We start from the raw sequence: 13,936 nt of genomic DNA, 5'->3' as shown, positions 1-13,936 counted from the left end.
CGCTACACAATCGCGTGTGATGTAGAGGACAGCGGCCAGCTCTCCGGCGGGGTCAGCGGCGCGAGCGGATGAGGGTCGGGACCTCGAGCTCCCCTGGTGTCTCGGCTAGCTCGCGCACCAGCTCGGCGAGCGCGTCGAGCGAGCGGCACACGGCGGCATACGAACCGTCGAGGCGGATCGGGCGGCAGAGGATCCGCGTGCCGGCGTTGCGGATGACGATCTCCGACTCCGGAGCCCGGTCGGTGTTGCAGTGGATGAGCAGGCCGGTCGGCAGGCCCATGGCGGTCGTGTACGCGATCAGCTCGAGGTAGTCGCGCGACGCCATGTAGCCGTCCGCACCCATCGAGTACTTCGCGTCGCCGACGAGGACGACCTCGCTGCCGCGGCGCACGACGAGGTCGGGCGCCATCGTGACGGCACGACCCTCGTCGAGCCAGACGTCCTCGTCGCGCTCGATGCGCATCTGAGGGGCGAGCCGGAGGTCGAGCTCCTGCGCGATCCAGCGCTGGAAGAGGTCGTCCATGTCGACCATGAGGCTGTTGGCCTGCTGGTCCCCGGCCTCATGGCTGAGCGACATCGCCTGCAGGACAAGGCGACTGAGCCGCATCGCGTCCTCGTAGTGCTCGTTGAGCCGCGTGATCGGCAGCGGCGCCGCGTGCTTCGTCGCCGGTGTGTCGGCGACGCCGTCGAAGCGGCCGAGGACACGCAGGGCCTCGCGGCGGACGTGCGGCGCGAGCTGGGGCCACGACAGCATCGCCTGCAGGGTGCAGCGGAAGAGCTGGTTCTCGACGATGTCGGCGGTGAAGTCGTCGAAGCGGCACTGCGGCTCTGCGGCGCTCCACGGCCGGCGCGCGAACTCCTCGACGAGCAGCCGCCCGCGGATGGTGCGCATCCGCTCCTCACGAGGGACGTAGCCGTGCACGAGGCCGCGCATCGTCGCCGAGTCGATGAGCCGGATCGCGAAGTAGGCGACGCCGTCGATGAGCTCGTCCGTGTCGCTCCACGTCACGTGCTCGTGGTCGAACGCGTCGGGTGAGACGCCCGCGCCGAGCATCGCGAAGAAGTTGGTGACCGACACCTTCGGCGTGACCCGCACGACGAGGCCCGGGACGGCGAGCGCGCCGACCCAGCTCGTCGCACCGATCGTGACGACGTCGGGGTCCGCGGTCGCGTGGATGACGAGCCGCTCCCCCGCCGCTGCGACGAGAGCCGCACGGGTCTCCCGGGACAGCCGGACCGGCCCCGAGCGTCCGTGCTCGGGGATCGGGGCCAGCTCGATGGTCATCGGCGCGTCGACTCCACCGTCACGGCCTCGTCAGGTCGAACTGGCCGTAGCGGGCTCGGACGTTCTCCCAGCGGAACTGGGCCAGCTCGTGCTCGCGACCGTAGAGCTGGTCCTCGATGAAGGGGTAGACGTTGTAGTCCCAGATGCGGCGCAGGGTCGCCTCGTCACCGTCGAGTCCGGGGCGCATGAAGTAGCTGTGGCCGATCTGCAGGTGCGGGCCGCGCAGCGCCCGGCGCAGGTCCTCGTTGACGCGGTCGACGAGCTCGGCGACCCACACCGGCCCGTCGTGGACCTCGAGCCACCGGCGCAGCAGACCCTCCATCGGCCCGTCGTGCGGCATGAACGGCACGAAGTCGAAGCGCCGTCGCAGGGCCGCGTCGACGAGCGCGATGGACCGGTCGGCGGTGTTCATCGTGCCGATGAAGTAGAGGTTGGGCGGCAGCTCGAAGCCCTCGTCGGGTCGGTAGCTCGTCTTGACCGAGTGCGAGCGGTACTCGAGCAGGAAGAGCAGCTCACCGAAGACGCGCGGGAGGTTCGCGCGGTTGATCTCGTCGATGATCATGATGTGCGGCGTCAGCGGGTCGGCCTCGGCCGCCTCGGCGAGGAGGGCGAGCGGACCCTTGCGCAGCTCGTAGACCATCTGGCCCTGGTGGTCGATCTGCGGCCGGAAGCCCTCGAAGAAGTCCTCGTAGCTGCTGCTCGGGTGGAACTGGACGATGTCGCGCTTGGCCGGGTCGGGCTGCAGCGCCTGCGCGAACCGCTGCGCGAGGTAGGTCTTGCCGGTGCCGGGGGGACCGTAGAAGATGACCTGCTTCTTCTCCTCGAGCAGGCCCTGGATCTCGCGGAGGAAGTCCTCCTCGATGAGCAGCTCCTGCGCGGCCTCGCCGAGGGCGTCGTGGTCGGGCATGAGCGCCTTGTCGGAGCGGCGCATGAGCCAGTAGGCGAGCTGCGCCTGGCCCCACGGGTCGTCCGGCAGCAGCGGGTCGAGCGTCTGCTTGAGCAGGGCGTTGGTCTCGACGTGCGTGCGGCCGCGGGACTTGCCCTCGGTCCAGCGCGCCGGTCCGCCGAGGCGGCCGAGCATCGCGATCTTGCCGGAGTCGCCGCCGAGGGCGAAGAGCGGCAGCCAGTGCTCGGGGTGCGCGATCGAGAAGAGCTTGAGCACGACGCTCTCGCCGAAGCCTTGGACCGGCACGTCATCGGAGCCGAGCACGCGGTTGATCCGCTCCTCGTCGCGCCCCTCGCCCCAGAGCAGGTCGCGCACCATGACGCGCAGCTCGTCGATGCCGGCGGCGTCGAGGGCGTTGATGCTGCTGATGAGGACGGACTGGGCGCCGATGTCGCCGTAGCCACGCGTCGACACGATCCGCTTGAAGGTCGGCAGGTCGAAGGCCTCGAGGCCTTCACGCGACAGGCAGGCGGCGAAGACGCGACGCTGCTCCTGGTGCCAGGCGTCGCGCTCGCTCGGGTAGGGCCTCTCGGTCTTGAAGATCTCGACCTCGCTGTCGAGGTCGACCATGGAGGCCAGCTCGAGGCTGGGGTCGTCGAGGGGCCCGCGCTGGCTCGAGGTCATGAAGCGCAGCAGCGGCGTCAGGGCACGGGCGGTCGCGATGACGTCGTCGGCGAAGTCGGCACGGCCGACCGCCTCCTCACCCTTCCACCACCGGCCGACGAAGGCCTCGCCGCCGGGGTACTCGCGCCCGACCGGCTCGAGCCGGTCGGTGCGGCCGTCCTCGTGGACGCGCAGGAAGCTGAGGCCGCGCGGGAGGTGCTCCTGGACGATGGTGCCGACCTCGCGGTGCTGCTGGTCGCTCTCGCCCTCCCAGCCGCCGTGCAGGCCGAACGCGACGCCCGACGGGGTGACCCAGAGCCGGAAGCCGGGGGCGCCGGCGCCGCCGACGAGGATCCACGCGGCATACAGGTCGGAGCGGTAGGCGGCGTCCTCGCCCGCGTGCTGCTGAAGCGCGAGCGTCGGGGCCTCGAGGTAGAGGCCCGTCTCGCTGGAGAGCCGGTCGATGAGGCTGTCGCTGATGTGGTCGGCCTCGCCGCGCAGCTGGCGGGCGAGGTCGGCGGCGCGGTCCTCGCGCTTCGCGTCGCCGTAGCCGGTCGACGCGCGGAAGTCGGCCGCGATCTCGGCCGCCTCGACGCACACGTCGAGCACCTTGGGGGCGATGCCGACGAACGCCCCGGTCTCCTTGAGGTACCAGAGGATGCGGGCGGCATACTTCGGGTCCTCGGGCCGCAGGGCCGCGCAGAGGTCGGCGAAGGCGACGTAGCGCTCCGCGTGGCTCAGACCGCGCTCGAGCCAGCCGAGGCGCTGGAGCATGTGCGGGGCGTTCTCCCACATGAGCGGCCACTCGCCGCCGTCGTCCGTGGACCAGAAGAGCGAGAGGACGTATGCCGTGTGGCCGGGTCCGGGGGCCCGCTGGCCGCGCGAGCCGCCGCGGGCGAGGAAGGCCTCCATCGCCTGGAGCTTGTCGCCCGCGTCCTGCGGGGAGGCCGGGGTCTGGAGGGTGAGCTTGAGCAGGCCGACGACCTCGGCGTACTCCTCCTCGGCACGCCGCACGAGCGAGGCGAGCCACGGGCCGCCGATGGGGCCGAAGCCGACGTAGGGACCGTCCTTGCGGGTCCACTGGTTCATCGCCTCCTTGAAGGCGACGAGGTCGCTGGAGGCCACGAGGTCGGCGAGGATCTCGCGCAGCTCGCCGTTGCGGGCGCCCCGCTCGGAGTCGAGCTCGGCGAAGAGGGCCTGGGCGTCCTTGTCCGCCTCAGCGGCACGCTCTATGAGGGCGTACTTGGCGCGCCAACGCTTGACGTCGACGGTGTCGGTGCGAGACATGGGGCTCCCTTGCACGCCCACTTCTAGGGCGCATAGCTACTGCGCGCGTGGAGGTGCGCGCAGGACCGCGAAAAGGTTACCTGCCGGTCGCCCATGCTCCGAACTCGTGGGTGTGTCGCCGGTGAGACCCCAGTAATCGCAGCGTCGAACGGCCCCTGACGGCAGCGAATCGCCACCATTGTCACCCGAGCACCCGGGCACTGCGCACCCGGGGTGCCTGTGGATGACGGATCGGCCTCGGCGTGCGGGTGCGGCACGATCGTCGTAGGTTGCCGTCGAGGAACGAAGGGTGCGAAACGCACCTCACACGACACAACCGCACGATGATCGACGATCGACAGGGGACGCCGATGACCGCCGCCGCACGCCCGCACCGACACCGCTCGCTCCTGGCGTATGCCGTCGCCCCCGTCGCGCTCGCGACGCTCGGTGCGTGCACGGGCGGCGACCCGGCTCCCGCGGTGACGACTCCCCCGTCGACCTCGGCCGTCCCCAGCTCCGCAGCCCCCACGACCACCACGTCGACGGCACCCAGTCCAACTGGCTCGGTCGACCCCGTCATCGCCAAGATCCCCGCCGCCGCCCGCCCCCATACACAGGATGGGGCCGAGGCCTTCGCACGCTTCTACATGGAACAGGTCAACCAAGCTTTCACGACCGCTGACCCAACGGCGCTGACAGCGCTGGCGGGAGCCGACTGCAAGACGTGCTCAGCATTTCTGGCTGGTGCCAAGGACCTAAAAGACAAGGGTCACCGGCACAAAGGCGTCTCGATAAGCGTCGACGGGGCGCCAGCGAACACTTACACGCCGACAAAGGCCGTGGTCCAGATCTTCGTGACGCAGCATTCCGTACCTGTCATCGATCAAAGCGACAACAAGGTGGAGCAGACGAAGGAAGGGCAGGGCATCTTCCTCGCGACCTTGACCTTCGACAAGCATTGGGTGGTCCAGCGACTGCAGGTCGCAAAGTGAGGCCCTTGCGATGGATCCCGACGTGCGCGATGGCCTTGTTGGCTAGTCCGCTTGCAGTGGCACTGCCTGCTACAGCGGACGATCAGCCGTGCACGATTGACATCTTTCACGAGTGCGAGACCGATCCCGACGCAGTCACAATCGGGCTGATGACCCGAGATGAGGTGCTGGCCCTCGAACAGTTCCCTGGGGATAAAGGCGGCCCGATCGTTGACAGGCCCAAGAATGCCCCCGTGTACGAGTACGTGTCTCTCAATGACTGTCCACAGGCAAAGCCGGAATCCATGACCGAGCAGGTTTCGTGCGCTCACGCGCTGCGCGACTGTCCTGAAGGCGAGCTCGGCCCCCTTCTTCGTATCTGGCGACGCACCATGACGGCCGGCGAGGTGACCGAGCCCTGGCGCGCCCGCGGCCTCACCTGCGCGTCCGACGTCGCACCGGGCGCCCGGCCGACGTTGACGATGGCTGACCTCAAGGCAGCGTTCATGCGGACGCCGTGGTCGAAGCCGCAGATCTCCAGCCAGCCGGCCGGCAACACGACCCTCGTCAACCTCCGCACCTTCTACCGGGTGAACTGGACGTCGCAGGGCTTCCAGCCGGGCGAGGTCGACCGGTCCGTGCTGCGAGGGATCCCGGTCCAGATCCGTCCGAAGCTGGTCGGTTTCACCTACGTCTTCGGCGACGGATCGAGCACCGGCCCCACCACGTCGACCGGTGGTGTCTACCCGGACGGAGACATCACGCACCTCTATCGCGCCAAGGGTGAGTATCCCGTTCGCGTCGACACCACGTTCGGGGCCGACTTCAGCCTCGACGGGTCGACCTGGGACGAGATCCCCTCGACGGTGACCGTTCCCGGCCCGTCGACGACGGTCACGGTGCGGGAGGCGAAGGGCGTGCTCGTCAACCACTGACCCCTTCCCAGCGGTCGCGTGCGAGCGAGAGGGAGCCGGGTCAGGGTTGGTCCTCCGGGGGGACGGACTCCTCGGGCTCGTCGAAGGTGAGCTCGCCCTGCGTCGGCCGTGCCCGCGACCCGCCGACGCCTGCCACGTCGCCACTCGGGGTCGCGTCCGCGACGGGCACGACGCCGTCGGCCGGCTCCACCGACACGTCCGCGTCGAGGTCGTCCTCGGGGCTCAGCCCCACGTCCGGCACCTCGTGCGCGCTGGACGCCGCGTCGTCGGCCTCGACCGCCTCGTCGAGTGCTGCCACCACGACCGGCTCACCGACGCCGGCCACGTCACCGTTCGGGGTCGCGTCGACGACAGGCGCGGCGTCTGCGACCCCATCACCGTTCGGGGTCGCGTCGACGACAGGCGCGGCCTCGTCCCGCTCCGTCGAATCCTCGGTCAGCAGCGCATCCTCGTCCTGTGCGTCACGGTCCCACGACTCCGCCGCACCTCGAGGCTCGGAGAGCGGCGTGTGGGCCCCACCGAATCCGGTCCCGTCCGCGTCATCCGCCTCGTCGGCGTCCGCCCCCGCGGCCGCGGCGACGTCGTCCGCCTCGTCCCGCGAACCAGCATCCGGAGCGGCTTCGGTCGTCTCGGCGGCCATGGCCCCTGCACCGGCCGCGGCGGCGAGGTCGGCGCCTCCGGCGATGCCCACGGCACCCGTCACCGGCTCGCCCGGGGAGACCACCGGCGTGAGCTCAGGCCCCGTGGGGTCGGCGTCAGCCTGCACGCCGGCGCCGGCCTGCTCGCTCGCTGCAGCGGCAGGCGATGCACCCGCGCCCGTGCCTGCCTGGACCGTCCGGCTCGCGCGCCTGACGGTGAGGAACCACGTGATCGCCGCACCGAGGACGAACGCCAGCACGAGGAGCAGCCACTTCATCGCGTGACCTCCGAACCGCTCGCGGCGCCGAGATCGGCGAACGCCTCGTCCTCGGAGCGCGCCGGCACGAGCCGTCCGGCCACCGCGATGGCGACGAGCGACCCCACGACGAAGCCGACGATGCTCCACAGGAAGCCGCTCCAGAAGCCGCTGTCGCTACGACCGAGGAAGCCGAGCAGCACGGTCACGACGACGAGAGCCGCCCACCAGGTGCCACCGACACCGGTGCGGTACGAGCGCGTCACGGTCTTCCCACTGCTGTGGGCCTGCTGGGCCATCGGTCCTCCACGGGTCGGGCGTCGCGCGGTCGCGACCACGGCTTGGACGCTACCTCGCCCACCCCCGACGACGCAGGGAACGCCACGGCATCTTCCCCACGAGGTGGCGCCCTACGTGCCCGTCTCAGGCCGCGGCGCAGTCACCCTGCGGCGGCAGCACCGCAACGGCTTCCGGGGCCGCGATCGCGACGGCGTGCAGGGTGAACCCAGCCGTGCGGCAGGCGCCTTCGAAGGCTGCGCGCAGGTCGTGGTCGCGCGGGGTGGGCGTGGCCCGGCCGGGGCGGGCGATCACCATGACGACGTCGTGCACGTCATGGCGCGCCACCTCGGCGAGCAGCAGGCCGACTCCCTCGAGGACCTGGCCGACGTCGACGCGGCGCGGCTCGTCGGGCAGGCAGATCGGCTGGAGCAGCCGCCCGTTGGGGTGCATTAGGAGCAGGTAGGTCGCTCCGTCGGACCTCGTCTGCTCGGTGACGATGAGGTCGACGACCCCCTCGAAGACGTCGGGGTCGGTGATGGGTCGCTGGGCCCAGTCTCGCGGTAGCTCGTCGAAGCGCATGCCACGAGCATGGCCGCGACCGGTGACAGTCGACCGGCGTCGTCCACAGCCCCCGAGCCCGCCGGGAGCCTCACAGCACGTCAGGTCGGAGGCGTGTACCGGCCGTCGATGACGGTCCAGCCGCCGTCGACGAAGAGCTGGCTCCCGGTGACGAACGACGACGCGTCCGAGGCCAGGTAGACGACGGCCCCGACGAGCTCGTCCGGCCGTGACCAGCGTCCCAGGGCACTCTTGCTCGCGTACGCCTCGGACCACTCCGGTACCGAGCGGATCTGCGCCGTGAGGGGTGTGTCGACGATGCCGGGGGCGATGGCGTTGACGCGCACGCCCTGCTGACCCAGCTCGACGGCCGCCGTCCGCAGCAGCTGCACGAGCCCGGCCTTGGTGGCCGCGTAGACGCCCTGCCCCGGCTCGACCGTCACCGCACGGATGGAGCTGAACCCGACGATGCTCCCGCGTCCCCGCTCGGCCATGCCCGCACCGAAGGCCCGCACGAGGTCGAAGGAGGCGCGCAGGTTGAGCCCGACGACCCGGTCGAACTCCTCGGGTGTGTAGTCGAGCAGCCGCTTCCGCACGTTGGTGGCGGCGGTGAAGACGAGCACGTCGACGTCGCCCAGGTCCGCTGCGGCGCGGCTCACGGCGTCGCCGTCGGTCACGTCGAGCTCGTACGCCTCCGTGCCGGCTCCCAGGGCCACCGTCTCCTCGGCGGCGGCGAGGTCGCGGTCGGCACAGACGACGTCCGCGCCGTGGGCGGCGAGCGCCAGGGCGCTCTCCCTGCCGATGCCGCTGCCGGCGCCGACGACGACCGCGCGCCGTCCGTCGAGCCGGAACATCCTCGAGTAGTCCGGGCGCCCGGTCGGGTCGGTCGTCGTGTCGGTCGTCGTGTCGGTCGTCGTGTCGGTCGTCTGGGTCATCTGGTCACTTCCTCGTGCGTGCTGACGGGCGGATGATCGCCATCCGGGTCACGGTCAGCTCCTCGATGGCGAAACGGGGCCCCTCGCGGCCCACGCCGCTGTCCTTGACCCCGCCGTACGGCATGACGTCGGACCGGAAGCCCGGCACCTCGTTGACGACGACGCCGCCGGCCTCGATGCGGTCGATCGCCGCGAAGGCCGAACCGAGCCCCTCGGTGAAGACGCTCGCGTGCAGTCCGTAGCGCGAGCGGTTGACGACGTCGATGGCGGCGTCGAGGTCGGGCACCGAGCGCACGACGACGACCGGCCCGAAGACCTCCTCGTCCCAGGCGAGCTGCCCGTCGGGGACGTCGAGCAGCACCGTGGGCTCGATGACCCCGTCCCGTATGCCGCCTCCGTGCACGAGAGTGCCCCCGGCGTCGCGGGCCGCGCGCACCCACTCGACGACGCGCTCGGTGGACCTCGGGTCGATGAGGGCCGAGACGCGGGTGGCCTCGTCGCGCGGGTCGCCGACGACGACCTGGCCGATCCGTGCCGACAGGGCGGCGAGGAAGCCCTCCCGTGCGGACTCGACGACGACGACGCGCTGCACGCTGATGCAGGCCTGGCCGGACGCGTAGTAGCCACCTCGCACGACGGCGTCGGCGGCCGCGTCGAGGTCCGCGTCGGCGGCCACGACGAGCGCCGCGTTGGAGCCGAGCTCGAGGAGCACCTTCGTCGGCGCGGCATCTCGCGCGATCCGGTGCCCGACCGAGGCCGAGCCGGTGAACGAGACCGCAGCGACGCGCGTGTCGGTCGTCAGGGCGACGCCGACCTCCACCCCGCCGGTGACGAGCTGGATGCCGGCCCGGGGTCCGCCGGCCGCGGCCAGGGACTCCCTCAGCACGTGCACGAGCCACAACGTCGCGAGCGGCGTCTGCGGGGCCGGTTTGACGACGACCGGGCAGCCCGCCGCGAGGGCAGGAGCGAGCTTGTGGACTGCGAGGAGCAGGGGGTAGTTGAAGCCGGCGATCCCGACGACGACCCCGACGGGCTTGCGCACCCAGAAGCCGATGAGTCCCTCGCCGCTCGGCAGCAGGTCGAGGGGCACCGTCTCGCCGTGCAGACGGGCGACCTCCTCGGCGGCGGTCACCAGCGTCAGCAGGGTGCGGTCGACCTCGACCCGGCAGTCGACGAGCGGCTTGCCGGTCTCGAGCACGAGGAGCCGCTCCACGTCGTCGCGCCGCTCCGACAGGATGCGGTGCGTCTCGGCGAGGGCGGCGCGGCGGACGTGCGACGGGAGCGAGCCCATCTGCTCACGGACGTCAGCGGCATACGCAATCGCTCGTGCGGCAACGTCGCTCGTGCCGACGGGCGCTTCCGCGACTGCCTCACCGGTGAAGGGGAAGGTCACCGTCGCCGTCTCGTCGACGGCGACCCAGCCGTCGCCGACGGGCAGGCCTGCAGGGTGCTCAGGGGTGTACGTCGTCACGATGCGTCTCCGAGGAGGTCGGCCGCGCCGGCCCCGGCGAGGGCGCGGCGCATGCTGGGCGCCGCCCGCAGGAGGCGCTGGGTGTAGGGGTGCTGGGGGTCGTCGAAGATCTGCTGCGTCGGCCCGGTCTCGACGATCTCGCCGTCGCACATGACCACCACCCGCTCGCACACGTGACGCACGACGGACAGGTCGTGCGAGACGAAGACCAGGGTGAGCCCGAGGTCGCCGACGAGGTCGGTGATGAGGTTGAGCACCTGCGCGCGCACCGACACGTCGAGGGCGCTGACCGGCTCGTCGGCGAGCAGGATGGACGGCTTCGGTGCGAGGGCCCGCGCGATCGAGATGCGCTGGCGCTGACCGCCCGAGAACTGGTGGGGGAAGCGGTCGCCCGCCTCGGGGCCGAGACCGACGGCCTCGAGCAGCTCGGCGACGCGGGCCTTCCGGTTCGGGAGACCCTGGGCCACCAGGGGTTCCGCGATGATGTTGCGGACCCGCATCCTCGGGTCGAGCGAGCCCATGGGGTCCTGGAAGACGAGCTGGAGGCTCGAGCGCAGGAAGCCGAGCTGCTTCTCGGGTAGCCCGGAGACGGTGCGCCCCTCGACCTGCACCTCCCCGCTCGTCGGCTGGTCGAGTCCGGCGAGCAGGCGCATGAGCGTCGACTTGCCGCAGCCGGACTCGCCGACGATGCCGAAGCGCTCCCCGGGCGCCACCTCGAACGACACGCCCTTGAGGGCCTCGACGACCGGCCCGGGGCTGCGCAGCGAGGATCGTGGCCGCCGGTAGTCACGGCGCAGGTCGCGCACGCTGATCGCGGGGGTCGTCATGACGCACGCTCCTCGTCGGCGGGGTGGTGGCAGGCGAACCCGTCACCCGGGTCGGGGCCGGTCCACGGGGGCTCGGTCGCGCACTCGTCGGTCGCGTGGTCGCACCGGCTGCGGAAGACGCAGCCGTCGGGGAAGGACCCCGCCGAGGGGACCGTGCCCCGGATCGTCGGCAGGCGACCGCCCGGGGCGGCGGAGTCGAGGTCGGACGCGGCGAGCAGTCCCTGCGTGTAACGGTGGCGCGGCCGTCGGAAGACGTCCGTCACGGGCCCGGCCTCGACGACGCGACCGCCGTACATGACGAGGACGCGCTCGCACACGGTCGCGACGACGGAGAGGTCGTGGGTGATGAAGAGCATCGCGGCGTCGCGCGCGGCCACGCCCTTCACGATGAGGTCGAGGACCCTCGCCTGGACGGTGACGTCGAGAGCCGTGGTCGGCTCGTCGCAGACGAGCAGCGCCGGGTCGTTGGCCAGGGCGATCGCGAGGACGACGCGCTGGCGCTGCCCGCCCGACAGCTGGTGGGGGTATGCCTTCGCCGCCTCCCCGGGGTCGGGCAGGCCCACCTGGTCGAGGAGCTCCACGGCACGTGCGCGGGCGGCGCGCCGGTCCGGCCCGGTCCGGCCCGCGTGGACCGTGATCACCTCGGCCACCTGGTCCCCCACGCGCATCGTCGGGTTGAGGGCCGTCATCGGCTCCTGGAAGACCATGGCGACGTCGCGGCCGCGCACCGCGGCCAGGTCGCGCTCGCGCGCCCCGACGAGGTCGTATCCGACACCGGCCAGGCGGATCGAGCCGCCCACGCGCGCGTCGTCCGGGAGCAGGCCGAGCAGTGCGAGGCTCGTCAGCGACTTCCCGGAGCCCGACTCGCCGATGAGGCCGACCCGCTCCCCACGGTCGATGCTGAAGGTCACGTCGTGGAGCAGCTGGAAGCGTCCGAGCCGCACGTCGAGCCCCTGCACGTCGAGCACGCGCGACGTCGGGACCTCGACCGAGCGGGTCTGTGCTGCAGGGGCGCTCATCGACGGTCCTCCATCCGGGGGTCGTAGTGGTCGCGGAGACCGTCGCCGAGCAGGTTGAAGCCGAGCACGGCCAGCGCGATCGCGACACCGGGCACGATGGCCAGGCGCGGAGCCGCGAAGAGCAGCTCCTGGCTCTCCTGGAGCATCCGGCCCCAGCTCGGCGTCGGCGGCGGGGTGCCGAAGCCGAGGAACGACAGCGCGGCCTCCGCGAGGACCGCGATGGCGAAGGACACCGACGCCTGCACGATGACGAGGCCGTTGACGTTCGGCAGCACGTGGTGCACGCCGATCGCCCAGGGGCCGCGCCCGGCTGCCCGTGCCGCCAGGACGTACTCGGTGCTCATGACCTGCAGCGAGCCGCTGCGGACCACTCGCACGAAGCTCGGCACCGACGCGATACCGATCGCGACCATGGCCACGAGGGTGCTGCCGCCGTAGACCGCGCTGAACATGATGGCGAGCAGCAGTGCCGGGAAGGCGAGGAGGAGGTCGATGCCGCGCATGAGCGGCTCACCGATCCTGGCCGGGGCCATCGCGGCGACGATGCCGAGCGGCACCCCGACGAGCCCGGCGACCCCGACGGCGACGAGCCCCACGAAGAGCGTCGTCCGGGCGCCGACGAGGATCTGGCTCAGCACGTCGCGGCCGAGCTTGTCCGTGCCGAGAAGGTAGTCGGGGTCGCCGATGGGGCGCAGCCGAGCGGACGCGTCGACGAAGGTCGGGTCGTGCGGCGTCCACACGAACGATACGAGCGCCATGAGCGCGACGACGCCGACGATCGCTGCCCCGACGAAGAAGCTGGCACCGGGCCGACGCCGCGTCGGCGGCGCCCCGGGCGGCCCGGGCGGCGCCCCGAGTGGGGCGACGGCCGCGTCGGCGGGACGGGGCGTCAGGTCTGCGCTCATCAGGTGGCCACCTTCAGTCTCGGGTCGATGACGAGGTAGAGCAGGTCGACGACGAAGTTGACGAGGAGGACGGCGAGGACGAGGAGCATGACGATGTCCTGCACGAAGATGAGGTCCCGGTTGGCGACCTGGTCGAGCAGCAGGCTGCCGAGACCGGGGATGACGAAGACGCGCTCGACGACGACGGCCCCGATGAGCAGGGTCGCGAGCTGGAGCGCCAGGACCGTGACGACGGGGATGGCCGCGTTGCGGAAACCGTGCCGTCGCAGCGCCCGGGAGGGCCCGAGCCCCTTGGCACGTGCCGTGCGGATGTAGTCCTCGCGCTGGACGTCGAGGACCGCGCTGCGCACGTAGCGGGTGAGGACCGCACCCTGGACGAGCCCGAGGGCGAGCACCGGCAGGATGAGCTGGCGCACGAACTGCACGGGGTCCTCGCTGGGTGGGGTCCAGCCGTTGGCGGGCAGCCACTGGAGCTTCACGGCGAAGACCGTGATGAGCAGGATGCCGGCGAGGAACGCGGGCACGGCCACACCCACCTGCGAGAGCGCCGAGAGCACGAGGCCGCTCGGCCTGCGGTGCCGCAGCGCCATGACCGTGCCGAAGGGCACGGCGATGACGAGGGCGAGCACCATGGCGCACACGACGAGCCACAACGTCACCTGGAGCCGGTCCAGGATCTGCGGGGCGATCTCGGCCTGGGAGACGTAGCTCGTCCCGAGGTCGAACCTGACGAACCCGCCCATCCACGAGAGGTACTGGCTCACGAGCGGCCTGTCGAGACCGAACTCCTGACGCAGCTGCGCGACCGACGCCTCGGAGGCGTTGACGCCCAGGGCGACCCGGGCCGGGTCGCCGGGCAGCAGCGCCATGAAGACGAAGACGAGCATGGAGCTGACGACGAGGCTCGCGACGAGGGTCGCCGTGCGTCTGAGGATCTGGAGCAGCATGATGTCCTGTCCTGGGTCAGGCGGGTCGGCCGCGGACGGCCACCGGGTCGTGCGGGACCGGCCGGCCCGGTCGAGCAGCCACCGGCCGGTC

13 protein-coding genes are annotated in these 13,936 nt (G+C 71.5%); 2 read left to right on the top strand and 11 right to left on the bottom strand.

Translation table 11 applies throughout. The features are described 5' to 3' along the window. Positions 1 to 52: 52 nt before the first annotated feature. Entirely contained in the window at positions 53 to 1,285 is a 1,233-nt protein-coding gene (locus ACSSS0_RS19405; protein ID WP_435986371.1) for an McrC family protein, read from the bottom strand. 19 nt (positions 1,286 to 1,304) lie between these two features. After that, positions 1,305 to 4,121 (bottom strand): McrB family protein, encoded by a 2,817-nt coding sequence (locus ACSSS0_RS19400; RefSeq protein WP_487229275.1) that lies wholly within the window; start codon positions 4,119 to 4,121, stop codon positions 1,305 to 1,307. Between the two features lie 323 nt (positions 4,122 to 4,444). On the opposite strand from ACSSS0_RS19400, the gene ACSSS0_RS19395 reads away from it, so the two are divergent. Beyond that, on the top strand, positions 4,445 to 5,095 hold the full coding sequence (locus ACSSS0_RS19395; protein ID WP_487229274.1) for a DUF6318 family protein: 651 nt from the start codon (positions 4,445 to 4,447) through the stop codon (positions 5,093 to 5,095). 149 nt (positions 5,096 to 5,244) lie between these two features. Beyond that, entirely contained in the window at positions 5,245 to 6,009 is a 765-nt protein-coding gene (locus tag ACSSS0_RS19390) for a hypothetical protein (protein ID WP_487229273.1), read from the top strand. Positions 6,010 to 6,049: 40 nt separating this feature from the next. Here the strand turns inward: ACSSS0_RS19390 and arfC are convergent, their stop codons facing one another. From arfC to ACSSS0_RS19345, 9 genes are all read right to left on the bottom strand, one after another. Beyond that, positions 6,050 to 6,925 carry a channel accessory protein ArfC gene (arfC, locus tag ACSSS0_RS19385; protein WP_487229272.1) on the bottom strand — a complete coding sequence of 292 codons (876 nt, stop codon included), beginning with the start codon at positions 6,923 to 6,925 and terminating at the stop codon, positions 6,050 to 6,052. Further along, positions 6,922 to 7,203, bottom strand: a complete 282-nt coding sequence (gene arfB, locus ACSSS0_RS19380; protein WP_487229271.1) for a channel accessory protein ArfB — start codon at positions 7,201 to 7,203, stop codon at positions 6,922 to 6,924. The genes arfC and arfB overlap by 4 nt, the downstream gene beginning before the upstream one ends. A gap of 124 nt (positions 7,204 to 7,327) precedes the next feature. After that, positions 7,328 to 7,762 carry a hypothetical protein gene (locus ACSSS0_RS19375; RefSeq protein WP_487229270.1) on the bottom strand — a complete coding sequence of 145 codons (435 nt, stop codon included), beginning with the start codon at positions 7,760 to 7,762 and terminating at the stop codon, positions 7,328 to 7,330. An 80-nt stretch (positions 7,763 to 7,842) separates the two neighbouring features. Beyond that, positions 7,843 to 8,595 carry an SDR family NAD(P)-dependent oxidoreductase gene (locus ACSSS0_RS19370; protein WP_487231227.1) on the bottom strand — a complete coding sequence of 251 codons (753 nt, stop codon included), beginning with the start codon at positions 8,593 to 8,595 and terminating at the stop codon, positions 7,843 to 7,845. Between the two features lie 85 nt (positions 8,596 to 8,680). Continuing rightward, positions 8,681 to 10,147, bottom strand: coding sequence for an aldehyde dehydrogenase family protein (locus ACSSS0_RS19365; protein ID WP_487229269.1), 1,467 nt, complete (start codon positions 10,145 to 10,147; stop codon positions 8,681 to 8,683). Beyond that, a complete protein-coding gene (locus ACSSS0_RS19360; protein ID WP_487229268.1) occupies positions 10,144 to 10,974 on the bottom strand; it encodes an ATP-binding cassette domain-containing protein in 831 nt (276 codons plus the stop codon). Before ACSSS0_RS19360 ends, ACSSS0_RS19365 begins: the two co-directional genes overlap by 4 nt. After that, positions 10,971 to 11,993 (bottom strand): ABC transporter ATP-binding protein, encoded by a 1,023-nt coding sequence (locus ACSSS0_RS19355; protein WP_487229267.1) that lies wholly within the window; start codon positions 11,991 to 11,993, stop codon positions 10,971 to 10,973. The genes ACSSS0_RS19360 and ACSSS0_RS19355 overlap by 4 nt, the downstream gene beginning before the upstream one ends. After that, positions 11,990 to 12,898, bottom strand: a complete 909-nt coding sequence (locus ACSSS0_RS19350; protein ID WP_435986382.1) for an ABC transporter permease — start codon at positions 12,896 to 12,898, stop codon at positions 11,990 to 11,992. Before ACSSS0_RS19350 ends, ACSSS0_RS19355 begins: the two co-directional genes overlap by 4 nt. Further along, positions 12,898 to 13,845, bottom strand: a complete 948-nt coding sequence (locus ACSSS0_RS19345) for an ABC transporter permease (RefSeq protein ID WP_435986383.1) — start codon at positions 13,843 to 13,845, stop codon at positions 12,898 to 12,900. The genes ACSSS0_RS19350 and ACSSS0_RS19345 overlap by 1 nt, the downstream gene beginning before the upstream one ends. Between the last annotated feature and the right edge of the window lie 91 nt (positions 13,846 to 13,936).

This window comes from Terrabacter sp. R4-6 (assembly GCF_057529065.1).
The sequence above is the reverse complement of the archived record's forward strand: the minus strand, read 5'-3'. Positions and strand labels throughout refer to the sequence as shown.

Bases quoted from the DNA above. Each gene is read 5' to 3' on its own strand.
- ACSSS0_RS19390 (WP_487229273.1), top strand. From the start codon at position 5,245: ATGACCCGAGATGAGGTGCTGGCCCTCGAACAGTTCCCTGGGGATAAA.
- arfC (WP_487229272.1), bottom strand. From the start codon at position 6,925: ATGAAGTGGCTGCTCCTCGTGCTGGCGTTCGTCCTCGGTGCGGCGATC.
- ACSSS0_RS19345 (WP_435986383.1), bottom strand. From the start codon at position 13,845: ATGCTGCTCCAGATCCTCAGACGCACGGCGACCCTCGTCGCGAGCCTC.
- ACSSS0_RS19405 (WP_435986371.1), bottom strand. From the start codon at position 1,285: ATGACCATCGAGCTGGCCCCGATCCCCGAGCACGGACGCTCGGGGCCG.
- ACSSS0_RS19400 (WP_487229275.1), bottom strand. From the start codon at position 4,121: ATGTCTCGCACCGACACCGTCGACGTCAAGCGTTGGCGCGCCAAGTAC.
- ACSSS0_RS19350 (WP_435986382.1), bottom strand. From the start codon at position 12,898: ATGAGCGCAGACCTGACGCCCCGTCCCGCCGACGCGGCCGTCGCCCCA.
- ACSSS0_RS19360 (WP_487229268.1), bottom strand. From the start codon at position 10,974: ATGACGACCCCCGCGATCAGCGTGCGCGACCTGCGCCGTGACTACCGG.
- ACSSS0_RS19375 (WP_487229270.1), bottom strand. From the start codon at position 7,762: ATGCGCTTCGACGAGCTACCGCGAGACTGGGCCCAGCGACCCATCACC.
- ACSSS0_RS19370 (WP_487231227.1), bottom strand. From the start codon at position 8,595: ATGTTCCGGCTCGACGGACGGCGCGCGGTCGTCGTCGGCGCCGGCAGC.
- ACSSS0_RS19395 (WP_487229274.1), top strand. From the start codon at position 4,445: ATGATCGACGATCGACAGGGGACGCCGATGACCGCCGCCGCACGCCCG.
- arfB (WP_487229271.1), bottom strand. From the start codon at position 7,203: ATGGCCCAGCAGGCCCACAGCAGTGGGAAGACCGTGACGCGCTCGTAC.
- ACSSS0_RS19355 (WP_487229267.1), bottom strand. From the start codon at position 11,993: ATGAGCGCCCCTGCAGCACAGACCCGCTCGGTCGAGGTCCCGACGTCG.